The following is a 23360-nucleotide window of genomic DNA, read 5'->3' as shown; positions in this document are numbered from 1 at the left end:
ACTCACGCCACGTTCTGGTCGAGAATGTCCACCGCCTCTTGCAGGTTCACCGACACCAGTTGCGAGACCCCGCGTTCGGCCATGGTGACGCCGAACAGGCGGTTCATCCGCGCCATCGTGATCGGGTTGTGGGTGATGATGATGAAGCGCGTGTCGGTCGAGGCGGTCATCTCGTGCAACAGGTTGCAATAGCGCTCGACGTTGTGGTCGTCGAGCGGCGCGTCGACTTCGTCCAGCACGCAGATCGGCGAGGGATTGGTGAGGAACACCGCGAAGATCAGCGCCATCGCGGTCAGCGCCTGCTCACCGCCGGAGAGCAGCGATAGCGTCTGCGGCTTCTTGCCCGGCGGCTTGGCGATGATTTCGAGGCCGGCTTCAAGAGGGTCATCGCTCTCGATCAAATGCAACGCGGCTTCGCCGCCACCGAACAGCTCGACGAACAGGCGCTTGAAGTGGTTGTTGACGACCTCGAACGAGGTCAGGAGCCGCTCGCGAGCTTCCTTGTTGAGGCTCTGGATACCCTGGCGCAACCGCTTGATGGCCTCGACGAGGTCGTCGCGCTCGGTGACCAGACCATTATGCTGGGTCTCGACCTCGCGCAGCTCTTCCTCGGCGCGCAAATTGACCGCGCCCAGGCGCTCGCGATCGCGGCGCATCTTTTCGAGGTCTTCCTCGATGTCGTGCAGCGGCGGCAGCTCGGCGCCGGGCTCGATCTCGGCGAGCCCGGCAACGGCCTGCGGCTCGACTTCGAGCATGTCGCGGATCTCGCGCTCGATGTCATCGAGTCGGCGCCGCGCGCTTTCCATGCGCTCCTCGGCGCGGGCGGTGGCCTCGCGCGAGCTGGAGAGCGCCTCGAGCGTCAGCTTGGCGACGCGATCGGTTTCGGCCATCGCGGTTTCCGCGCTGGCGAGCGCATCGGCGGCCATGCGGCGGTCGTTTTCGGCGTATTCGATCTCGGTGATCAGCGCGCTGCGCTTCTCTGCGAACACGGCTGGCGCGTTCTCGAGATCGCTGCGCTCGATCGAGACTTCGGCGATACGGGCCTGGATGGTGTCGATGTGGGAGGCCGCGCTCTCCTTGCGGTTCTGCCACTCGGTTCGTTCGGCGAGGATCGCCTGCACGCGGCGGTCGGCCAGCTCGGCTTCGCGCGCCAGCGCCTGTGCCTCGGCGCGGACCTGAGCGGCCATGCGGCGATGGCCTTCGATGTCGCTGCGGACGGCGGCGAGACGGGTTTCGGTGTCCTCGCTCGACGGCAGCTCGGAGATCCCCGCTTCGGCGTATTCGTAGGCGGCTTCGGCCTCGGCGCGGTCGGCGGCCAGACGGCTGTGCGCTTCCGACAGCGTCGCCTTGCGCGCGGCATGGCGGCTGATCTCGCGTTCGACCGTAGCATGGCGTTCGCGCGCGACGTTGAGCTCGCGTTGCGCGGCGCGCCAGGCTTCGCGGCTCGCACCTTCGGTGCTGGCGGCCATCTGCAGCTCGGCCTCGGCGTTCTCCAGCGCCTGGCGCTTGATCTGCGCGTCGATGCGGGCCTGCTCCAGGTCGTTTTCGATATCGATGAGGCGGGCGCGCTCGGCAAGCCGCCGTGCTGCGCCGGTCGGCGCGTGGGCGGCTGCGACAAAACCATCCCAGCGCCAGACGTCGCCTTCGGGCGAGACCAGCCGCTGGCCGGTCTTGAGATGCGAGACCAACTCGGCGCCGCGCTCGCGCGGCACCACGCCGATCTGCGCCAGGCGGCGAGTCAGCTCGGCCGGGGCCTGCACGTGGTTGGCGAGCGGCACCACGCCTTCGGGCAGTTCCGGATCGCCGTCGGTGACGCCGGAATTGGTCCAGCGCATCGGCGCGGACGGATCGACCGGGGCGTCGAGATCGTCGCCGAGGGCTGCGCCGATCGCTTTTTCGAATCCCTTGTCGACGGTGATGCCGTCGATGATCGGCGGCCACAGATTCTTGGTCTCGCCGTTCAGGATCTTGGAGATCGTGCGCGCCTCGGTATCGAGCCGCTGCACGCGCTTGTCGGCTTCGACGAGCGGCGAGCGCGAGGATTCCAGCGTCTGCCGCGCGGCGACGTGCGCGGCTTCACTGGCCTGAGCGGCGGCTTCCGAGGCCGCCAGCGTCTGCTCGGCGCTCTCGACCGTCGCGGTCAGCTCGTCGAGATCGCCGAAGCCGCCGGTCTCCTCGGTGAGCTTCTGCTCTTCCGCCGCGACGTTCGAAATCTCCTGGTCGAGCCGGGCGAGCTTGTCGCGGTGGGTGCGAACGTTGGCTTCGAGTTGGTTGCGCTTGGCGGTGAGGTCTGCGAGCGCGGTGGTGAGCTCGGCGAACTGCTGCTCGGTTTCGGTCAGCACCGCCTCGGCTTCGGCGACACGCTCGTCGACGCCGGAGCGCTTCTCAACGCGCGACTTGATCTCTTCCTTCAGCTCGGCATCTTCGGCGTCGAGGCGCTGCAGCGCGATATCGGCGTCCATGGTCTGCTGCTGGGCGCGCGAGATGTCGCCTTCGAACTGCGCGAGGCGCCGCTCGAGTTCCGCGACGCGCTCCTTGGCGCGCTCTTCCTCGCGATCGAGCAGCTCGCGGGCGTTGGTCAGGCGCTGCAGCCCCGCTGCGGCGCGCGCTTCGGCATCGCGCAGCGCCGGCATTTCGGCGGCGCGAATCGCCTGGATGCGAGCGGCCTCGGCCTGGTGCTGGGTCCGCTCGGCCATCTCGCGAACCGCGAGATCGTGGGTCTGGCCGGATTCGTTGACGTCGGCATGGGCGCCGATCCAGCGCAGATGGAACAGGGTTGCCTCGGCCTTGCGGACCTTGGCCGCAACTTCGCGATAGCGCACGGCCTGGCGGGCCTGCTTCTTGAGGCCTTCCATTTGCCCCGCGAGCTGGCCGATCACGTCCTCGACGCGGGTGAGGTTTGTTTCAGCCGCTTTGAGCCGCAGCTCGGCTTCGTGGCGGCGGGCGTGCAGGCCGGCGACGCCGGCGGCGTCTTCCAGCACGCGGCGGCGCTGCTCGGGCTTGGCCTGAATGATCTCGCCGATCTTGCCCTGGTGGACCAGGGCCGGCGAGCGCGCGCCGGTGGCGGCGTCGGCGAACAGAATCTGCACGTCGCGGGCGCGCACGTCGCGGCCGTTGATGCGGTAGACCGAACCGGCTTCGCGCTCGATGCGGCGGGAAATTTCCAGAAGCTGGCTGTCGTTCATCGCCGCCGGCGCTGTGCGATCGGAATTGTCGATCGTCATCGTCACTTCGGCGTGGTTGCGCGCGGGGCGATTGCCGGAGCCGGCGAAGATCACCGCGTCCATGTCGGCGGCGCGCAGCGACTTGTAGGAGGTCTCGCCCATCGCCCAGCGCAGCGCCTCGACGAGATTCGACTTGCCGCAGCCGTTGGGGCCGACCACGCCTGTCAGGCCGGGCTCGATGACAAAGTCGGTGGCCTCAACGAAGGACTTGAAGCCGTGAAGGCGCAGGCGGGTGATTTTCATAAGCACGCATCTCTGTTGGCAGGCGCGAATCCCCCTGCCGGGACAATACCATGGAAGGCAATGTCGGTATCCGGGCGAGTCGCGCGAGGCGCCTCATGCGGCTGGACAATGGCCGCGGTGGGCTGCGAGGGCAACCGGCGAAAGCCGCTTTTCCCAAGGGATTTGTGCCGGGAAAGATACGGCTATCGAGATGCGAATCAGGATTGTGCCGTGCGAATCAGCTCTTGAGCAGCGGATTGATCTTCTTGGCGAATTCCTCGAACGAGGTCTCGCCCTTGATCTTCTCGCCGTTGACGAAGAACGTCGGCGTCGAATCGACCTTCAGAACGTCGCTGGCATACTTCTGGTCGGCGGCGATCTTGTCGAGCAGCGCCTGGTCCTTCAGGCAGGCCTCGACCTGCTGCTGGGTGAGACCGGCCTGCTTGCCGATCCGCGTCAGGGTCTCCGTGGTGTTCTTCACGACCCAATCGTTCTGCTGGCGGAACAGCATGTCGGTGACGGCAAAGTATTTCGGCGCGTCGCCATTGGCGATGCAGCGCGACAGCATCGAGCCGGCGGCGGCTTTGATGTCGAGCGGGAACTCGCGGAAGACGTAACGCACCTTGCCGGTGTCGATGTATTCCGACTTGATCTTGGGAAACACTTGCTCGTTGAAGGCCGCGCAATGCGGGCAGGTCATCGAGGCGTATTCGGTGATGGTGACGGCGGCGTCCTTCGGGCCGAGCGCCATGTCGGGCAGCGACACCGGCTTGGCCACGTCGCCAGCCGCCGGCTGCGCCATGGCTTCAGGGATCATGGCATCGGAGATGAACCGCAGCGGCGAGAACCCGGCGAGCGCGGCAAGCCCGGTCAGCGACAGCATCGAGGTGAAGGCGCGGCGGGTGATGATCAAGGTCGGCTCCCGGATTGGCGTGGTCTCGCCCGAAATTCCCGTTCAGGCGGCCTGTCGCTAGCTTGAAACGTCGTTTGAGGCAATGGCGAGCGGCCAGGACAGGTCCAGTTTGGCCGCAGAATAAGGCTCAATTTCGCTTGATGGCGGCCCCGAGGCGCGCCAGCGCCGACTTCAATTGTTCATCTTCGATGTCGCCCAGGCGCTCAGCCACTTCGGCCACCGATTTGGCGTCCGGCGGGCCGGGCCGGGTCGGCCGGCGGGCGCGCGATAGCGGAGCCTGGCGGAAGGCCAGCTTGCCGACCGCGCTCCAGCCGAAGAAGCGATTGACCCGCTGCAGGATCACATCGGCGGAGTGCTGGATCTCGAGCGCCATCGGCCCCTCGACCCGCAGCACCAGCGTCGCCGGCTCCTGCGGCTGGCCCTCGACCGGCCGCGGCCATTGCATCTTCAGTGGCTCGGCGTGGGCCGCGATCTCCGGTCCGGCAATCTGCGCCCACCGCGTCACCAGCTCGCGCGCGGCAAATCCCTGCTTGGCATAGGCCTCGGCGAAGACGTCGTTGAGCAGGAGCGACAGCGGCTTGGCGCTGAGGGGACCGGGTTTGATGGGGCGAAGCTTGGACATGGGACCTTATAGCACTCCGGGGCGTCGGCCGCAGGCTCTTCACCGCGAAGAAAAACGTGGATGCCCGCGACAAGCGTGGGCACGACGTGGAGAGATCGACGCATTGCCGTTACAGTGCGGACATGAGCCCCAAATCCGCCCTCAAGGCGAAATCGGAACCAGTTCCGCCGGAGACCCCATCGCGTCCGCTCGCGCTGCTCCAATGGTATGACCGCCACCGCCGCCGATTACCCTGGCGGGCTCCGCCCGGCGAAGCATCCGACCCTTACCGCGTCTGGCTGTCCGAGATCATGCTGCAGCAGACCACAGTGAAGGCGGTCGGGCCCTATTTCGAAAAATTCGTCTCGCGCTGGCCTGATGTCACCGCGCTCGGACGGGCCTCGCAGGAGGACGTGCTGCGGATGTGGGCCGGGCTGGGCTATTATTCTCGCGCCCGTAATCTCCATGCCTGCGCGGTCGCGGTGACGCGCGAGCATGGCGGCACCTTTCCCGACACCGAAGTGCGTCTGCGCGCGCTGCCGGGCGTCGGGCCCTATACGGCGGCAGCGATCGCGGCGATAGCGTTCGATCGACGCACCATGCCGGTCGACGGCAATATCGAGCGCGTGGTCTCGCGGCTCTTTGCAGTTGAGGAAGAGCTCCCGCAGGCCAAGCCGCTGATTCAGGAGTTGGCTGCGACGCTGCTTGCCGATTCTCGCGCCGGTGATAGCGCGCAGGCGCTGATGGATCTGGGCGCCTCGATCTGCACGCCGAAAAAGCCGGCCTGCTCGCTATGCCCGCTGAACGAGGGCTGCACGGCGCGCGCGCTGGGAACGCAGGACACGTTTCCGCGCAAGGCCGCGAAGAAGAGCGGCGCGCTACGGCGCGGCGCCGCTTTCGTTGTCACGCGCGGCGACGAGCTTCTCGTCCGCACCCGTCCCGAAAAGGGGTTGCTCGGCGGCATGACCGAAGTACCGGGGTCGGACTGGCTGGCCGGGCAGGACGACGCCAAGGCAAAACGGCAGGCGCCCGAGTTGAAGGGGCTGTCGCGCTGGCAGCGCAAGGTCGGCGTGGTCACCCACGTCTTCACGCATTTTCCGCTGGAACTGGTGGTCTACACGGCGAGGGTGGAAGCGCGGACGCGGGCACCCGCCAGCATGCGCTGGGTGCCGATCGCCACGCTCGCCGATGAAGCATTGCCCAACGTCATGCGTAAGGTGATTGCGCATGGATTGGACCCTAGCAGCCCATCCTGCTGACAAAATGCTGGCAGCAGGCCTGCGTTAGCTGTGGTAGGCAACGGAGGCTCGCATGATCAACACCGCGCTCGACAACTTTCCCAGGCCGCCCTGTGCCGAGCTATTGGGGTGGCGCCTGCTCGATGCCCGACCCAGGGAAGGCTGGATCAAGCTCGCCTTCGACGGCAAGCCGGAGTTCTGCAATCCGGCCGGCTTCATCCAGGGCGGCATGCTCTCGGCCATGCTCGACGACACGATGGGCCCCGCCGTGCTGGTGATGAGCGAGGGCAGGCTCTACACCACCACCATCAGCATGACCGTGAATTTCCTGGCGCCCGCAAAGCCCGGACCGATCATCGGCGAGGCCAAGGTGACGCAGCTCGGCAAGACGATTGCGTTCGTCGAGGCAAAGCTGATGGCAGAGGACGGAACGCTGCTGGCGACGGCGACGGCGAGCGAGCGGCTGCTGGAGGCGGCGAGGGTGGTGGGCAAATAGCTGCCGGGCAGTCTTTTTTCCTTCTCCCCTTGCGGGAGAAGGTGGCGCGAAGCGCCGGATGAGGGGTTTGTCTCGGCGAGTTCAAATGAGAGTTAGACTCGCGGAGACAGACCCCTCACCCGAGTGAGCTTGCGTCTAGCGGCGTCGCTGCCCTCTCCCGCAAGGGGCGAGGGCGCATCAACGTGCGTCTCGCTTCGTGCGAATACTCATTTCGTCGCGCGCGCGTCCTTGCTCACGATCGGCGGCTTCGCATTCAGCGCTTCCACCTGGAAGCCGGCGACGCGCTTGTAATTGGCGGCAACATCCTCGAGCTCCTGTTGCGACAGCACGTCAGTGACGACCTTGTAGCCGTCGGGCGCGCGCTCCTCGACCAGCTGCATCACCTGCTCGGGGCCGTTCTTGCGGTTGAGCAGGACGAGACTGGTGGTTGCAGGCCGCCGCTCGGCCTCATAGGCGAGCAGGGCCGCTTGCGTCGGGCCGTGCGCCAGGATCTCGCGCGTGATGGTGCGCGCATCGAGGATCGCCTGCGAGGCGCCGTTGGATCCGATCGGATACATTGGATGTGCGGCGTCGCCCATCAGCGTGACGCGGCCGAAAGTCCATTGCGATACCGGATCGCGGTCGACCAGCGGATATTCATAGGCGTGCGGGCAGTTCTTGATCAGGCCGGGCACGTCGAGCCAGTCGAACTGCCAGCTCTCGAACCAGGGTAAGAACTCCTCCAGCCGCGCGGTGCGGTTATAGTCCTCGCGCCGCCATTGATAGGTCGGCGGCATGTGGCGCTCGGCAACCCAGTTGATCAGATGGTTGCCCGCGGCGTCCGGTTCCTTCGAGATCGGATAGCAGACGAATTTCAGGATCTCGTGACCGGCCATGATCATGGTGCGGCCGCTGAGGAAGGCTTTTGCGGGCGTGACGCCGCGCCACAGGATGCGGCCGTTCCAGATCGGCGGGCCTTCGTCGGGATAGAGTTTTTCTCGCGCGGCGGAATGGATGCCGTCCGCGGCGATCAGGATCGTGCCGTCGTAAGTCCCCGCGGCCTTGCCGGTGGCCTTGTCGACGAAATCGGCGCGCACGCCGTCGGCGGTTTCGCTCCAGCCGGTCAGATGATGGCTGGTGAGGATGTTGTCGCGGCCGAGGCGCTCGATGGCGGTGTCGAGCAGCAATTGCTGGAGCGTGCCGCGATGGATCGAAAACTGCGGCCATTTATAGCCGGCCTCCAGCCCGCGCGGCTCGCTCCAGATCGGCTTGCCGTGCTTGGAGAAATAGGCAAGCTCGCGGGTGCGCACGCCCCTGGCATCGAGCTTGTCCATCAGCCCGAGCTCGATCAGCTCGCGCACCGCGTGCGGCAGCACGTTGATGCCGACACCGAGCGGCCGCAGTTCGGCGGCGCTCTCGAACACTTTCACGGGAACGCCGACTCCGTGCAGGCTGAGCGCAAGCGTCAGCCCGCCGATGCCGCCACCGGCGATGAGTACGGTCATGGGAAAGCCCCTCCAACTCGGGGCGTCTTGGCACAGCCGGGCGCCGGTGGGCAACTGCGAAGAGAGGTTCGTGCTATGGACCTCGGGGCCCGCAGCCGTTACCTTCCGGCTTTCCCATGAGGTCCGACATGCTCAAGCTCTACTACGCCACCGGCACCTGCGCGCTCGCCACCTACATCACCCTGGAAGAAGCCGGCGCCGACTACGCGGCGGAGCGGCTGAGCTTCAAGGACAACCAGCAGAACAGCGTGGAGTACCTCGCGATCAACCCGAAAGGCCGCGTCCCCGCGCTGGTGACCGATCGCGGCGTTTTGACCGAGACCCCGGCGATGCTCGCCTATCTCGCGCAGACCTTCCCCAAGGCGAAGCTCGCGCCGCTCGACGATCCCTTCGACTTCGCCCAGGTCCAGTCGTTCAACTCCTACCTCTGCTCGACCGTGCACATCAACCATGCCCACAAGATGCGCGGCGCACGCTGGGCGAGCGAAGAGAGCTCGTTCGCCGACATGAAGGCGATGATCCCGAAGACCATGGGCGCCTGCTTCGCCCTGATCGAGCAGAAGATGTACAAGGGGCCCTGGGTGATGGGCGAGCAGTTCACGATCTGCGATCCTTATCTCTACACCCTGTCGACCTGGCTCGAAGGCGACAGCGTCGACATCAACGCGACGCCGAAGATCGCCGATCATTTCAAGCGCATGTCCGACCGCCCCGCCGTGCGCAAGGTGATGGACGCGCAGAAGGCGTAGGAGCGCGGCAATATATTCCCCTGTCGTGCCGGGCAAGCGTCAGCGCAGACCCGGGACCCATAACCACAGGGAGAAGTTGTGACGCAAGCTGACAATCACGAGTCTTCGCCAAACCACGTCCTGTGGTTATGGGTCCCGGATCGGCGCTCCGCTTCGCTGCGCTTGTCCGGGACGACACCATTTGCTTTGAAGTTGCGTCCTATCCAGCGCGCCCTTTCTTCTCCAAATCCCGTCCCGTCTCCAGCATCAGCCGCCTGAGCCAGATCGAGCCTGGATCCATCTGCGCGCGGGTCGGGTAGAACATGAACTGCTCATCGATGCCGGGGTCGAGCGGCGGCGTCACCGTGACGAGGCCGAGCTGCTTGGACAGCGCCGCGATCAACCGGCGCGGCACGAAGGCGACGAGGTCGGTACGGGCGGCGACGTGCAGCGCTTCGAGATAACCCGGGACGACGAGAGCGATATGCCGGTCTATGCCCTTGGTGCCCAGCCAAGTGTCGATGAGGTCCTCCGGCTGGCCGCGGATGATTACGCCGACATGGCGTGCAGCCAGGAACGTCTCGCGCCGCTTCAGCTTCGCAGCCACGGGGTGGCCGCGCCGCACCGCCAGCGCGTCGCTGTCGGTGTAAAGCAACTGGCGGTGAAATCCCTTGAAGGCGTTGCCGATCGAGATCACGAGATCGATGGTGCGGGCGAACTCGGCGTGGAAAATAGCCGGTCCTCGCCACGGCACCACGTCGATGCGGACGTTGGGGGCGGCCTGCGTCACCTTTTCCATCAAGGGCGGCATCAACAGCTCGACCGCGAGGTCCGGCATCATCAGTCGGAATTGCCGCTCGCTGCGCGCCGCATCGAATTCATCCGATACGAACAGCCCGCGCACCTGGTCGAGCGCCTGCGCCAGCGGCGCGCGCAAGGCTTGCGCCCGCGGCGTCAACTCCATCCGCGCGCCTGTGCGTACCAAGAGCGGATCGCCAAGGATGTCGCGCAGACGCTGGAGCGCATGACTCGCCGCCGGCTGCGACAGCCCGATCCGCAATGCGGCGCGGCTGACGCTGGCCTCGCGCAGCAGCGCGTCGAGCGCGGTCAGGAGATTGAGGTCGAGCGAATTCAAATTCATGAGGCGAATAGATATCATATCCACTATCGATTTGAAGAATTTAGCACCGGCGGCGATGATTTCCGTGTTCTCACCAAAGGAGATGCCGCCATGAGCGCGAGCGCCAACAAGAAACTGATGCAGGATATCTTTGCAGCCGCCGCCAGCCCCGATCCGGCTGCGCGCGACCGTGGCTTGTTCACCGAAAGTCTTGCCGACGACGCCAAATGGATCGTGACCGGCCAGTATTCCTGGTCGCGCACCTTTTCGGGCAAACAGGCGATCCTCAACGATCTGCACGGCTATGTGCGGACCCGCCTTGTCGACCGGACGCGGACGGTCGCTCATCGCTTCATCGCCGACGGCGATATCGTCGTCATCGAAGCAAAGGGCGACAATGTCACGCCAGAAGGCGTGCGCTACGACAACGACTATTGTCTCGTGTTTCGTCTCGAGGACGGCAAGATCAAGGAGATCCGGGAATATTGCGACTCGGTGCTGACCGAGAAGGCCCTTGGTCCGTTTCCACAAACGGCCGTGAGGGCCGCGAGCTGAGCGGATCGAGCAGCGTCGCCTCCGTCGACCGGTGCCGTCCGCCGCGGTCGGCGAGGGGCGTGTTGGTCTGGCGCAGGCCGGACCAGCTGCAGCGGCCTGCATGCCGCTGCGGGCTTCTCGCTAAAACCTTGCTCACCTGCCGATAAAATCAGCAGATGTTGTACCATCCGACGGATGCGCGCGCGAAAAATTTGAAGGTTCAATTAACGAGTGTCCCCCATTGTGTCGCGGTGCAGCGTGGGTCGCGAACAACGCGACGCGCGGCTGCCAGAGTGGCCGGTGACGATCGCCGGATTAGGCCGGCCGCTCGAATTGACATGCATCTGGGTGGACAGTGGGAATGCCGAGTTTTCGTTTGCGGATCAGGGGACGCCTGTACGCAGGTTTCATGGCCTTGGTGGCGGTTGGTCTTGTGATGGCGGTGGTCGCCATCTGGAATTTGCGATCCGTCCAGGATCAGGTCGCAAAACTCTCCGCGTTGTCGGACAGCACGGCGCGCGTCCTGGAGATATCGACCCATCTTCAGGCCATCCAGCGGGCCAATCTGCGCTACATTTACGACGCCAACGAGCCTGCGATGCGGGAGGCTGCCGAGCGAGAGGCCGCGGCGACCGGGCTGTTGCAGCTGGGAGCAAAGGGCACCCTCTCGGAGGAGCGGCGGAAGCTCTACGACGATCTGATCGCCGACATCGCCAAAATGAAAAGCCTGCGTGACAGTCTCGGCGACGCCGTCAACGAGGCGCGGACCGGCAAGGCGACGCTGTTGCCGAGTGGCGAAGAGCTGACCGTCAAGATGGCCAAGCTGGTCGATGTGGCCCGTGCCGCCGCCGACGACGACACGGTGTCGCTCGTCGCGGACCTCGAGTCCCGGGTCCTGCTGGTTCGAATCGCGAACTGGCGCTTCCTCGCCCTGCGCGACGCCAACGGGCCCACCGCCTTCAGAACCAATGTCGACAGGGCGGTGCAGCGGCTGGCGGCCGTCGAAAGGAGCCCGCAGGCGGCGGACCTTCGCTCGTCTTTGACGCCAGTGAAGACCGCTCTCGGTATCTACAAATCCGCGTTCGAAACCACCTCTGCGGCGATGCTGCGGTCCGACGAGATCTACCACAAGGATCTCGCACCGCTCATCTCCGCGAGCATCGCCAAGCTCAAGGTCGCGGAAACCGCCTTGAAGACGGATTACAAGGATTCGCGCACCGCGGCCGATGCTGTGATCGACGGCACGACCTCGCTGCAGGAGATCGCGGGCGGCCTCGCCGTCCTGTTCGGACTGATCGTCGCCTTCCTGACCGCCCGCAGCATCGTGCGGCCGCTGACCTCGATGACGCGCGCAATGGGGCTGCTTGCCGGCGGCAATCTCGCCGTCGAGATCCCCTCGCGCGGCAAGGTCGACGAGATCGGCGACATGGCCAAGGCGATCGACGTCTTCAAGACAAACATGATCGAGACCGAACGGCTGCGCCAAGAGCAGACCGCAACCGAGGCCCGGCAGGCCGAGAGCCGCAAGGCCGACATGGCCCGGCTCGCCAGCCAGTTCGAGCAGGCGGTGGGCGAGATCGTCGATACCGTATCCTCGGCATCGCACGAGCTCGAGGGCTCGGCCGGCACCCTGACCGCGACCGCGAGGCGCGCTCAGGATCTCTCCACCGAAGTGCAATCCGCCTCCCAGGAAGCCTCGGCCAATGTGCAGGCGGTCGCCTCCGCGACCGAGGAGTTGTCCTCCTCGGTGACGGAGATCGCGCGCCAGGTGCAGGAATCGGCGCGCATAGCGGGCGAAGCCGTCGGTCAGGTGAGCAAGACCAACGCGCGCGTCAGCGAGCTCTCCAAGGCTGCAGCCCGCATCGGCGACGTGGTCGAGCTGATCAGCACCATCGCCGGCCAGACCAACCTCCTGGCGCTGAACGCCACCATCGAGGCGGCGCGCGCGGGTGAAGCCGGCCGCGGCTTCGCCGTAGTCGCCTCGGAGGTCAAGGCGCTCGCCGAGCAGACCGCGAGGGCCACCGGTGAGATCGCCCAGCAGGTCTCGGGCATCCAGGCTGCGACGGAGGAGTCGGTCGGCTCGATCAGGGAAATCAGCGGCACCATCGAGCGGCTGTCGGAGATCTCGTCGACGGTCGCCGCCGCCGTGGAGGAGCAGGGTGCGGCGACGCAGGAGATCTCCCGCAACGTCCAGCAGGCGGCCCAAGGCACGCAACTCGTGTCGTCCAACATCGGCGACGTGCAGCGCGGGGCGTCCGAGACCGGCTCGGCGTCTTCGCAGGTGCTCTCGGCGGCACGCTCGCTGTCGGCCGACAGCAATCGCTTGAAGCAGGAAGTCGCCAACTTCCTGAGCTCGGTCCACGCCGCCTGAGCCTCAAGAAGCAAAAGGCCACGCGCATGCGCGTGGCCTCGCATTGTGACCTGAGACGATCAGGCGACTTTCGTCGTCATGTGCTTGAACATGTTGCTGCGCGCCTCGTCGTCCATTTCCGCCTTGAAGGTGAACTTGTCCTTCAGCGCGATCGCGCGCGTCGCCGCAGGCCGCGCCGAGATCTCGTCCACCAGCCGCTTCACGTTCGGGTATCGCGCGAAGGCATCGTCGCCGAGCTTGAACGGCACCATCCGCGCCCACCCCCACAGCGCCATGTCGACGATCGAATAGCTGTCGCCGACCATATAGCGGCGGCCTTTGAGGTGGCCGTCGAGAATCTTGTAATGGCGATCGGTCTCGAACTGATAGCGGTTATGCGCGTAGTCGTGGTTCTGGTCTTTCGGCGCAAAATGCTTGAAGTGCACGGCCTGGCCCGAATACGGCCCGACGCCGGTGGCGACGAACATCAGCCATGACAGCATCTCGCCGCGAACATTGGCGGCCGGCAGGAATTTGCCGGTCTTCTCGGCGAGATATAGCAGGATGGCGTTGGAATCGAACACGATGGTGCCGTTGTCGTCGATCGCCGGCACCTTGCCGTTCGGATTGATCTTCAGGTAGTCCGGCGTGAACTGCTCGCCCGTGCGGGTGTCGATCTTCACCGGCTCGAAGGGCAGGCCGGCCTCTTCGAGATAAAGCGCGACCTTGGTCGGGTTCGGCGAACCGTTGAAATAGAATTTGAGCATCGGGCATCTCCCCTGTGTTTGTTGGCTGAGAGTGGAGTCAGCAACATGTCCGCAAGCGGCCTTGTCTTGCCTGAACCTTATCGGGGAGGGCAACCGGCGAGTTTGCCGGGCGGCGTCTGCGCGTCACGCAGATCAGCCGGCGTAACAAAGGCCGATCGCCGCCGTAATGACCATGGCCGCGCCCACGACCTCCAGGCGCAACCCGAGCCGGGTAGCGATATGCATGTCGGAGGCCCGCGCCGCGCGCTCCGATCCGCGCGCGTAGCCGTGAACGATGACGTCGTGATTGAAGCTGTCGTGGGCCTCGTTGCTGCTGGCGAGCCCGACACAGACCACGAGCACGCCGAACAAGGCGAGGCCGAAAAATCCCAGCAGCGCGATCAGGAACATCGGAAACATGCCGACCAGAAAGATCGGCAGCAGCGGCACCAGCAGCAATGTCTCGGACTGTCGTCGCATGGCTCGACCGGTCAAGACGGGGCGTAGGCGGTCAATCTAGTCCCGCCGGCCGCTGTATTCAACCAGTCTCGTCATTCCGGGGCCGCGCCAGGAGGCGCGCTCCGGGACGACGAAAGGAAGGCTACCCCGCCGCCATGCCGGCGCGGATCTCGGCGCGCAGCTCGTCGATCAGCTTAAGACCCTTCTTGGTCTCGATGTGCCAGAAGGTCCAGCCGTTGCAGGCTTGCGCGCCCTGCGCCACTGCGCCCATGCGGTGGATGGAGCCGACCTTGTCCCCGAACATGATGGCGCCGTCGGCACGCACCAGCGCGCCGAGTTTCTTCTTCGCGTCGAACAGCTTGGTGCCGGGCATGATCATGCCACGCTCGATCAGCTCGGAGAACGCCACACGCGGCGCTTCGCGCGCCGTCATGAACGGGGCGAGGCTTGCCTCCGGAAGCGGCTCGATCGCGGCGATGCGCGCTTCGGCCGCTTTCGCATAGGTCTTGTCGCGCTCGAAGCCGATATAGGAGCGGCCGAGGCGCTTTGCGACCGCGCCGGTGGTGCCGGTGCCATTGAAGGGATCGATCACGAGATCGCCGGGTTTGGAGGACGACAGCAGCACGCGCGCCAGCAGGCCTTCCGGTTTCTGCGTCGGGTGCACTTTCTTGCCGTCGGCGCCCTTGAGGCGCTCCTCGCCGGTGCAAAGCGGGATCAGCCAGTCGGACCGTGCCTGCACGTCCTCGTTGGCGGCCTTCAGCGCCTCGTAGTTGAACGTGTAGCCCTTGGCCTTCTCTTCCCGCGCGGCCCAGATCATGGTCTCGTGCGCATTGGTGAATCGGCGGCCGCGGAAATTCGGCATCGGGTTGGTCTTGCGCCAGACGATGTCGTTCAGCAGCCAGAAGCCGAGGTCCTGCATGATCGCGCCGACGCGGAAGATGTTGTGATAGGAGCCGATCACCCAGATCGTCGCCGACGGCTTCATCGCGCGGCGGGCGGCGAGCAGCCAGGCGCGGGTGAAATCGTCATAGGCGGAGAACGAATCGAACTTGTCCCAGTCGTCGTCGACCGCATCGACATGAGATTCGTCGGGGCGCTTGAGATCGCCCTTAAGCTGGAGATTGTAGGGTGGATCGGCGAACACCAGGTCGACCGAACCAGCCTGAAGCTTCGACATCTCGGCGACGCAATCGCCGAGGACGATGCTGTGCGAAGGAGACTCAAAATTTGTGCGGGGCGCCCTTGCAGACGCCCCGCGACGCGACTCTACCATGACTCAAGAACTCTGACTCAGGCGACGCTGTCGGCGACGCGGGACCAAACAACCGACTGACCGTTACATTGAAGCGGCAAAGTAAAAATCGACTTAACCCGTGGCTTTCGTGAACAGCCCTCACATCGCGCCTTGCACGCGGCTCGCTCCGCGCATTCTCCATGTTTTGCAGTGTATTTCGCGTTTCTTCGCGTTGCGGCTGTGATCGGAGCGCAAAAAGACTCAAAATTCCTCTCGGAAAAAATTGCTCGATGCCCGGAAAAAATTGCTGGCATTGCCATGCTGTCGCACTAGGCAATAATTGCCGAGCGGGATATTGATTAACGCAACGGAAACGTATGTGGCGCGTTGAGCTTTCGCGCTTTCGCGCCGAATTGAGCTAGGACCGAGGGAAGCCGCCATGCGCTACGATGATTTCCGCCGCAGCGACGACATCGAGGATCGTCGCGACGATGGTGGCGGCGGCGGTGGAGGAGGCGGGTTCGGCCTCCCCATGGGCGGCGGCGGGCTTGGGATCGGTACCATCATCGTGCTCGGCCTGGTCGGCTACGCCTTCGGCATCGATCCGCGCATCCTGATCGGCGGCGCCGAGATACTCACCGGCGGCGGCCAGGCGCCGTCCTACCAGACCGATCGCCAATCGTCGTCCAACGCCAAGCGCGGCGCGCCGACCGACGAGATGGGCAGCATGATCTCCGGCATCCTCGGCGAGATCGACGATCGCTGGAGCGAGATCTTCCAGGCCTCCGGCCAGTCCTTTACCGGTCCAAAGGTCGTGCTGTTCCGCAACGTCACCAATGGCGGGCGCTGCGGCCGGGCGGAGTCGGCGATGGGACCGTTCTATTGTCCGCCCGACAGGACCATCTTCCTCGACACCGGTTTCTTCCGAGAGGTCGAGACGCGTTTTCGCGGCTGCTCCGGCAAGTCGGCCTGTAACTTCACCACCGCCTACATCATCGCCCATGAGGCCGGCCATCACATCCAGAACCTGCTCGGCATCATTCCGCGCGTGACGCGGCTGCAGCAGCAGGCCGGCAGCAAGGCGGAGGCCAATGCGCTGCAGGTGAAGGTCGAATTGCAGGCCGACTGCCTGTCCGGTGTCTGGGTCAATCGCGAGGCGAAGAAGCGGCCGAACTTCCTGGAGCCGGGCGACATCGACGCCGCACTCACCACGGCGAGCGCGATCGGCGACGACACGCTGCAGCGCCAGTCCACAGGCCGCGTCGTGCCCGATTCCTTCACCCACGGCTCGGCGGCGCAACGCAAACAATGGTTCATGACCGGCTACCAGCAGGGCACCGTCCAGGCCTGCAACACGTTTGGGGGCGGACAGTAGGGGTTATCCGTCATCCTGAGGTGCTCGCCAATTGGCGAGCCTCGAAGGATGGCGAGCCCGTGGCCCATCCTTCGAGGGCGCAAGAGCGCGCACCTCAGGATGACGTCTGTGGTCTGTGAAGAAGGTGCGTTGCAATGACCTCCATCGACGAAACAAAACAGTTCGTCCCGCTCAACATCGCGGTGCTCACCGTGTCGGACACGCGCGCGCTGGCGGATGATAAATCCGGCCAGACCCTGGCCGACCGTCTCACCGCTGCCGGCCATCATCTCGCCGCGCGCGAGATCGTCACCGATGACGTCGAGGCGATCCGCACCGTCATCCGCCGCTGGATTGCGGACGCAGGTGTCGACGTCGTCATCACCACCGGCGGCACCGGTTTCACCGGGCGCGACGTCACGCCGGAGGCGATCGAGCCCTTGTTCGAGAAGCGCATGGACGGTTTCTCGATCTCATTCCACATGCTGAGCCACGCCAAGATCGGAACGTCGACGATCCAGAGCCGCGCCACGGCCGGCGTCGCGGGCGCAACCTACATCTTCTGCCTCCCAGGTTCGCCCGGTGCCTGCCGCGACGGCTGGGACGGCATCCTCAAAGCCCAGCTCGACTACCGCACGCGCCCCTGCAATTTCGTCGAGATCATGCCGCGGCTGGACGAGCACCTGCGCCGGCCGAAGGCCCAGGGCGCGACGGTGTAGTTGGACATTTCTTCTCCGCTCATGTCGGCCGAAGCTTTAGCGAAGGCGGATGCGGGAAAGGTGGCATAGGCCGCCTTCGGCCGCCCGTCCTTAAAGAATGCCGAAGCGAAGCTTGGGTATCTATCGGCACGGAGTGCTCGGAGACATACCCCTCGCCCTAGTGAGTGTGCGTCTGGCAGCATCGCTGCCCTCTCCCACAAGGGGCGAGGGCGCATACATGCGCCTCTCGCTCGTTGCGAGAGTTCTACAGATCCCGCTCCCACGTTTCCCCAATCAGATCCTGCCCGAAGCTGTGATGCGGCTCGCTCTTCACGAGCTTGAAGCCTGCGCTTTGATAGATGCCACGCGCGGCGACCAGGATGCTTTGCGTCCACAGCGTCATCTTGCTGTAGCCCCTCTCGCGCGCACCCTGGATGCATTGGTCGACCAGCGCGCGGCCGACACCGAGTCCCCGCGCTTTCTTTTCCACCTGCAACAGGCGCAGCTTGGCGATCTGGTCCGTGGCCTTGACCAGAAAGATAGAGCCGACCGGCTCTCCGCCCACTTCCGCAATCCAGCAGTGCTCGCGGGCGGCGTCATAGTTCTTGATGAACTGTGCGCAGATCTCGGCGACCAGGGCCTCGTAGCTGATATCCCAGTTGTAGTCGGCCGCATAGGCGGCGGCCTGCCGGGAGATGACCCAGCCCATGTCGCCGACGCGATGGCTGCGCAGCATGAAAGCCGCGGGGTGGCTTCGATGCTCCAGCACGGCCTCGATGGTCGCCATAGCCTGCGTGAGCCGCGTTGCATCGCTGGTCGAAAGCTGAGCCAGCATTGCGGCGACCTCATTTTGCGAGCCCAGGTTCAGCTTGGCAAAGGCCTGGCGCCCCTTGGCGGTGAGGCTGAGCTGGTATTGCCTGCGATCCGCGGGCAGGGCCCTGCGGGTGATCAGGCCCTTTTCGTCGAAGCTTTGCACGATCCGGCTGAGATAGCCGGGGTCGAGGCCAAGCTCGTTGCCGATCTCCTTGGCGGCAAGGTCGTCCCGTTGCGCGAGCTCGTAGAGCACGCGGGCCTCGCTGAGCGAGAACGGGCTCTTGCCAAGGTGCTGGTCGAGCACGCCAAGCTTGCGGGTGTAGAAGCGGTTGAAGGCGCGGACCGCTGCGATGTGGTCGTCGGTAGGATTGAACGACATGGGTCACCTCCGATATTTGCCATTGTCAAATGATTATTTGACCTTGGCAAGTATCGAAGTGCCTCAGCCGACCATGACGATCCGGCTGCGCAGCATGATCCGCGACGAGCGGCCGAGCCGCCGGAGCAGCCGTGCCTCGGAGTGGCGGGCTTGGGGCGGGTAGCCGCCAATGCGGTCGTAGTGATCACGCGCGATCAAAAGTCCCTGATCGCCGAAGGGACCGACGAGCTTGCGCATCAGGGCCCGGAGGATGTGGCGGAAGCCGGCATCGGCGTAGGGCGAGCGCGCATAGCGGAAGACGGCCGCACGATCCCGGCCGCTGGTCGAGACGGACTGGATGAACTGGGTGGTTTCCTCGATCCAGCCGGTTTCCAGCACGGCGCCCGCGGGCAGGAACATCAGCCAGGACGAACGGGCCTGGAGTGCGCCGGCGGCGAGCGCGGCGCCTTGAGTGGATCCTTCGAAGCCGATGAAACGGCAGCCCGCGACGTCGGCAACGCGCTCGATGACGCCATTGCGGGTGCCGTCGACCAGGAGCACTTCCCGGATGACGCCTGCGGCGGCACCGGGTACCAGCGCGGCCAGAGTTGCGACGGCCGTCTGCTCGACGCCTTCGGTCGGAATGATGACACTCAGCATGATGGAAGCTTCACTGTCCACACTTCGGGAGAAGCGTAGCTCATTATGAGGGCGTCATAAAACATGGCGCTGCCGAGTGCAACTTTCCGGCCGCGCCTCGGCAGACGATGGTAAACCGCTGCAGCCCTCGCATCCAAATATGTCCCGTACGGGGCGGCGATATTGCCGAATGTGTCGCCCCAGCCTGTCCTGTCCGTATTAATCCGGAGGTGAGCCGCAATATTGCGCGGCGCGCCGGCCGTTCGCAATCATGCAAGAGGAGGATGCGATAGCGGACGAGCGCGAGGACGGGAAAACGTGCAACCACGCTGCTGACGAGGGCTTCGAATGAACGCCGGTCAACTCGCTGTTCGCAGCACCGCCGCACAATGTCGTGCGATCATCAGTTCCTCATTCGTTGGAATGACGAAGACATCGACTGCGCTATCGCCATCGTTGATGCGCTCGCGCGCCGCATCATTCGCAGCGGCATCGATGCGCACGCCGAGCCAGTCGAGACGCTCACCGATCGCGCTGCGGATTTCGCTGGCATGCTCGCCGATGCCGCCGGTGAAGACCAGGCAGTCTAGCCCTGCAAGCGTTGTCGCCATCGCCGCCACCTCCTGCGCGGCGCGGAAGGTGAAGAGCTCGACCGCCTCCCGCGCCGCAGCTTCGCGGCTCGCAAGCAGCATGCGCATATCCGACGCGATGCCGGAGACGCCGAGCAGGCCCGATTCGTGGTAGAGCAGGTGCTGGACATCTTCGACCGACATCTTCTCGTGCTGTTGCAGATAGAGCAGCACGCCCGGGTCGAGCCTGCCGCAGCGCGTGCCCATCACCAGCCCGTCGAGCGGCGTCAGTCCCATCGTGGTGTCGATGCTGCGGCCGTCGCGCAAGCCGCACAGGCTCGCGCCGTTGCCGAGATGCGCGATCACAGTGCGCTTCGCCACGAGCTGCGGCGCGATTCGGGCGAGCCGTCCCGCGACATATTCGAACGAGAGGCCATGAAATCCGTAGCGCCGGATGCCGCGCTCTTCATAACGTCGCGGAATGGCGAAGCGGCTGGCGGGCGGCGCAATGCCGTGGTGGAAAGCGGTATCGAAGCAGGCGATCTGCGTCAGGTCGGGCCTGATCGCCGTGATAGTGCGGACCGGAGCCAGGCAGCGCGGCTGGTGCAGGGGCGCCAGCGGCGTCAGCGCTTGCAGCTTTGCGGTGACATCCTCCGTCAGCTCGACCGGAGCGGAATAGTCCGGACCGCCATGGACGACGCGATGGCCGACGGCGCGCAAGCGATGGTCGCCGAAACGATCCTCGATGAAGCCGAGCACGTCGGCGAACAGATGATCGCTGGCCGCATCCGATGCTTCCCTCCGTTTCTCGAACAGGTCTTCGCCCGCGGGACTCTTCACGACGAGCCGCGGCTTCGTCTCGTGCTCGTCAAGCAGGCCCTTGCAGAGCAGGGCGGGCTCGGCCGCCGAGATATCGAACAGGCCGAATTTGATGCTCGACGATCCCGAGTTGAGAACGAGAACCGTGTTCGACATGGCTCTCCTCAGTCGCCTGCCTCTGCCGGCGTGTTGCCGCCGGCGCTGTTCTGCCAGACCCATTCCTGGATTTCCGGCATGTCCTCGCCGTGTTCGCGCACATAGCGCGAATGCTCGATCAGCTTGTCGCGGAATTGCTGCTTCACCTGCGCCGCCCTGGTCGCGAGCCCCGGCACGCGCTCGATCGCCTCGATCGCGAGGTGATAGCGGTCGAGCTCGTTGAGCACGACCATGTCGAACGGCGTCGTCGTGGTGCCTTCCTCGGCAAAGCCGCGGACGTGCATGCCGGCGTGGTTGGTGCGGTTATAGGTCAACCGGTGGATCAGATAAGGATAGCCGTGATAGGCGAAGATCACCGGCTTGTCGCGCGTGAACAGGCCGTCGAAGTCGCGGTCGGACAAGCCGTGCGGGTGCTGCTCCCTGGGTTGCAGCGTCATGAGGTCGACGACGTTGACGACGCGGATCTTCAGCTCGGGCAGCGCCTTGCGCAGCAGGTCGACGGCAGCGAGCGTTTCCAGTGTCGGCACGTCGCCGGCGCAGGCCATCACGACACCGGGCTCGCCATTCGCATCTTCCGTGCCGGCCCAGCTCCAGATGCCGATGCCGGCGGCGCAATGCGTGGCTGCCTCCTGCATCGACAGCCATTGCGGCGCCGGCTGCTTGCCGGCGACGATGACGTTGATGCGGTCATAGGTGCGCAGGCAGTGATCGGCGATCCACAGCAGCGTGTTGGCATCCGGCGGGAAGTAGATGCGGACGATGTCGGCCTTCTTGTTGGCGACGAGATCGACGAAACCGGGATCCTGATGGCTGAAGCCGTTGTGGTCCTGACGCCAGACATGCGAGGTGAGCAGATAGTTGAGCGAGGCGATCGGTCGCCGCCACGGCAGATGCCGGGTCACCTTCAGCCATTTGGCGTGCTGGTTGAACATGGAATCCACGATGTGGATGAACGCCTCGTAGCAGGAGAAGAAGCCGTGTCGGCCCGTGAGCAGGTAACCCTCTAACCAGCCCTGGCAGAGATGCTCGCTCAGGACTTCCATCACGCGTCCGTCCTGGGCGAGATGCACGTCGTAAGGTTTTGTCGGCTCCATCCAGACGCGTTCGGTGGCCTCGAACACCGCATCGAGCCGGTTCGACGCAGTCTCGTCCGGGCCCATGATGCGGAAGTTGCGGGCCTCGGTGTTGAGGCGGATGACGTCGCGCAGGAATTTCCCGAGCTCGCGGGTTGCCTCCGCCACGACGCCGCCCGGCTGCGCTACTTCGACGGCGAAACTGCGGAAGTCCGGCAGCTTCAGCTCCTTCTTCAGAAGGCCGCCATTGGCGTGCGGATTGGCGCCCATGCGGCGATTGCCTTCGGGCGCGAGCGCCTGGAGCTCGGCAATGAGCGCGCCGTTCGCGTCGAACAGCTTTTCCGGCTCGTAGCTGCGCATCCAGTCTTCGAGAATCTTCAGATGCGCCGGGTTCTCGCGACAGTTCGCGACGGGCACCTGATGCGCCCGCCAAAAGCCCTCCACCTTCTTGCCGTCGACTTCCTTGGGGCCGGTCCAGCCCTTCGGGCTGCGCAGCACGATCATCGGCCAGCGCGGACGTTCGACGCTCTTGCGGCCGTCGCGGGCGTGCTGCTGGATCGACCGGATGCTGACGAGCGCGACGTCGAGCGCGTCTGCCATGGCCCGGTGCATCAATTTGGGATCGTCGCCCTCGACGAACAGCGGCTCGTGGCCGAGCCCGCGGAAGAGATCGCGGATCTCGTCGTCGCGCATCCGGCCGAGCACGGTCGGATTGGCAATCTTGTAACCGTTGAGATGCAGGATCGGCAGCACCGCGCCGTCATGCGCAGGATTGAGGAATTTGTTGGAGTGCCAGGACGCGGCGAGCGGGGCGGTCTCGGCCTCGCCGTCACCGACGACACAGGCGACGATCAGGTCGGGATTGTCGAAGGCCGCGCCATAGGCATGCACCAGCGCGTAACCGAGCTCACCGCCTTCGTGGATCGAGCCCGGCGTTTCCGGCGCCGCGTGACTCGGGATGCCGCCGGGGAAGGAGAATTGCCTGAACAGCTTGCGCAACCCCTCGGTATCGCGCGCGATATCGGGATAGAGCTCGCTGTAGCTGCCTTCGAGATAGGTGTTGGCGACCATGCCGGGGCCGCCGTGCCCGGGACCGCAGACATAGATCACGTTCAGGTCCAGCGCGCGGATGATGCGGTTGAGATGGGCATAAATGAAGTTCAAACCGGGCGTCGTGCCCCAATGGCCGAGCAAACGCGGCTTGATGTGCTCGGGCCGTAAGGGCTCGCGCAGCAGCGGATTGTCGAGGAGATAGATTTGCCCAACGGAGAGATAGTTCGCGGCGCGCCAATAGCGGTCGAGCAGATCGAGGTTGCTGCTCGCTGCGGCCAATTGTTGTTGATTTGTCATGTTCTTGCCGACCTTCACCCAACGATCGTCATCAACCATGTTCCGCGACGATCGATCCCTCCCGTGATCAAACGGAATCGTGGTCACGCTGGTGTTGCGTGAAGTCAAAAACCCCCGCCCGAAATTTGGGCAGCTCGACTGTGCATGGGGTTGTTTTCACGTTTTTTGTTTGTGTTCTTGAT

19 protein-coding genes are annotated in these 23360 nt (G+C 64.9%); 7 read left to right on the top strand and 12 right to left on the bottom strand.

Features of this window, described 5'->3' with window-relative positions:
- Positions 1-2 precede the first annotated feature (2 nt).
- The 3 genes from smc to IVB42_RS36890 all read right to left on the bottom strand — a co-directional run bounded on the left by smc (position 3) and on the right by IVB42_RS36890 (position 4981).
- The gene (gene smc / locus IVB42_RS36900; protein ID WP_204513841.1) at positions 3-3467 is read right to left on the bottom strand and encodes a chromosome segregation protein SMC; all 3465 of its coding nucleotides are present in this window, start codon (positions 3465-3467) and stop codon (positions 3-5) included.
- A 217-nt stretch (positions 3468-3684) separates the two neighbouring features.
- Positions 3685-4359: a DsbA family protein gene (locus tag IVB42_RS36895; protein ID WP_027516417.1), complete on the bottom strand. Its 675-nt coding sequence runs from the start codon at positions 4357-4359 to the stop codon at positions 3685-3687.
- Positions 4360-4486: 127 nt separating this feature from the next.
- Positions 4487-4981: a DciA family protein gene (locus tag IVB42_RS36890; protein ID WP_085352633.1), complete on the bottom strand. Its 495-nt coding sequence runs from the start codon at positions 4979-4981 to the stop codon at positions 4487-4489.
- A gap of 122 nt (positions 4982-5103) precedes the next feature.
- Here IVB42_RS36890 and mutY point away from each other — a divergent pair, with 122 nt between their 5' ends.
- Positions 5104-6219, top strand: coding sequence for an A/G-specific adenine glycosylase (gene mutY, locus IVB42_RS36885; protein WP_018454928.1), 1116 nt, complete (start codon positions 5104-5106; stop codon positions 6217-6219).
- 52 nt (positions 6220-6271) lie between these two features.
- On the top strand, positions 6272-6694 hold the full coding sequence (locus tag IVB42_RS36880) for a PaaI family thioesterase (protein WP_247372684.1): 423 nt from the start codon (positions 6272-6274) through the stop codon (positions 6692-6694).
- 206 nt (positions 6695-6900) lie between these two features.
- On the opposite strand, the gene IVB42_RS36875 is transcribed toward IVB42_RS36880, so the two are convergent.
- Entirely contained in the window at positions 6901-8178 is a 1278-nt protein-coding gene (locus tag IVB42_RS36875) for a flavin-dependent oxidoreductase (RefSeq protein WP_085361332.1), read from the bottom strand.
- A gap of 128 nt (positions 8179-8306) precedes the next feature.
- Between IVB42_RS36875 and IVB42_RS36870 the strand changes: the two genes are divergently transcribed.
- Positions 8307-8927, top strand: coding sequence for a glutathione S-transferase family protein (locus tag IVB42_RS36870; protein ID WP_085352629.1), 621 nt, complete (start codon positions 8307-8309; stop codon positions 8925-8927).
- 199 nt (positions 8928-9126) lie between these two features.
- Here IVB42_RS36870 and IVB42_RS36865 read toward each other — a convergent pair whose 3' ends face one another.
- The gene (locus IVB42_RS36865; RefSeq protein WP_204513844.1) at positions 9127-10047 is read right to left on the bottom strand and encodes a LysR family transcriptional regulator; all 921 of its coding nucleotides are present in this window, start codon (positions 10045-10047) and stop codon (positions 9127-9129) included.
- A 90-nt stretch (positions 10048-10137) separates the two neighbouring features.
- Between IVB42_RS36865 and IVB42_RS36860 the strand changes: the two genes are divergently transcribed.
- Both IVB42_RS36860 and IVB42_RS36855 read left to right on the top strand, forming a co-directional pair.
- A complete protein-coding gene (locus IVB42_RS36860) occupies positions 10138-10581 on the top strand; it encodes a nuclear transport factor 2 family protein (protein WP_018454923.1) in 444 nt (147 codons plus the stop codon).
- Between the two features lie 340 nt (positions 10582-10921).
- Positions 10922-12931, top strand: coding sequence for a methyl-accepting chemotaxis protein (locus IVB42_RS36855; RefSeq protein WP_247372686.1), 2010 nt, complete (start codon positions 10922-10924; stop codon positions 12929-12931).
- Between the two features lie 59 nt (positions 12932-12990).
- Here IVB42_RS36855 and IVB42_RS36850 read toward each other — a convergent pair whose 3' ends face one another.
- The 3 genes from IVB42_RS36850 to IVB42_RS36840 all read right to left on the bottom strand — a co-directional run bounded on the left by IVB42_RS36850 (position 12991) and on the right by IVB42_RS36840 (position 15388).
- Positions 12991-13677, bottom strand: a complete 687-nt coding sequence (locus IVB42_RS36850) for a glutathione S-transferase family protein (RefSeq protein ID WP_085352625.1) — start codon at positions 13675-13677, stop codon at positions 12991-12993.
- A gap of 132 nt (positions 13678-13809) precedes the next feature.
- Positions 13810-14136 (bottom strand): hypothetical protein, encoded by a 327-nt coding sequence (locus IVB42_RS36845; RefSeq protein ID WP_018454920.1) that lies wholly within the window; start codon positions 14134-14136, stop codon positions 13810-13812.
- 121 nt (positions 14137-14257) lie between these two features.
- Complete coding sequence (locus IVB42_RS36840) at positions 14258-15388, bottom strand: site-specific DNA-methyltransferase (protein ID WP_276576659.1); 1131 nt, start codon at positions 15386-15388, stop codon at positions 14258-14260.
- A 400-nt stretch (positions 15389-15788) separates the two neighbouring features.
- Here IVB42_RS36840 and IVB42_RS36835 point away from each other — a divergent pair, with 400 nt between their 5' ends.
- A complete protein-coding gene (locus IVB42_RS36835; protein ID WP_085352623.1) occupies positions 15789-16724 on the top strand; it encodes a neutral zinc metallopeptidase in 936 nt (311 codons plus the stop codon).
- Positions 16725-16858: 134 nt separating this feature from the next.
- Entirely contained in the window at positions 16859-17422 is a 564-nt protein-coding gene (gene moaB / locus IVB42_RS36830) for a molybdenum cofactor biosynthesis protein B (protein WP_018454917.1), read from the top strand.
- 244 nt (positions 17423-17666) lie between these two features.
- On the opposite strand, the gene IVB42_RS36825 is transcribed toward moaB, so the two are convergent.
- From IVB42_RS36825 to IVB42_RS36810, 4 genes are all read right to left on the bottom strand, one after another.
- On the bottom strand, positions 17667-18593 hold the full coding sequence (locus IVB42_RS36825) for a helix-turn-helix domain-containing GNAT family N-acetyltransferase (RefSeq protein WP_085352622.1): 927 nt from the start codon (positions 18591-18593) through the stop codon (positions 17667-17669).
- Between the two features lie 63 nt (positions 18594-18656).
- Positions 18657-19232, bottom strand: a complete 576-nt coding sequence (locus IVB42_RS36820; RefSeq protein ID WP_204513849.1) for a glycosyl transferase — start codon at positions 19230-19232, stop codon at positions 18657-18659.
- A 338-nt stretch (positions 19233-19570) separates the two neighbouring features.
- Positions 19571-20755, bottom strand: coding sequence for an acetate/propionate family kinase (locus IVB42_RS36815; RefSeq protein ID WP_018454914.1), 1185 nt, complete (start codon positions 20753-20755; stop codon positions 19571-19573).
- An 8-nt stretch (positions 20756-20763) separates the two neighbouring features.
- Positions 20764-23178 carry a phosphoketolase family protein gene (locus IVB42_RS36810; protein WP_247472052.1) on the bottom strand — a complete coding sequence of 805 codons (2415 nt, stop codon included), beginning with the start codon at positions 23176-23178 and terminating at the stop codon, positions 20764-20766.
- Between the last annotated feature and the right edge of the window lie 182 nt (positions 23179-23360).

The sequence above is a fragment of the Bradyrhizobium sp. 45 genome, assembly GCF_023073155.1.
In the GTDB taxonomy this organism is placed as follows: Bacteria; Pseudomonadota; Alphaproteobacteria; order Rhizobiales; family Xanthobacteraceae; genus Bradyrhizobium; species Bradyrhizobium canariense_D.
Note: the sequence above shows the minus strand (reverse complement) of the source record. Positions and strands in the feature narration are given on the sequence as shown.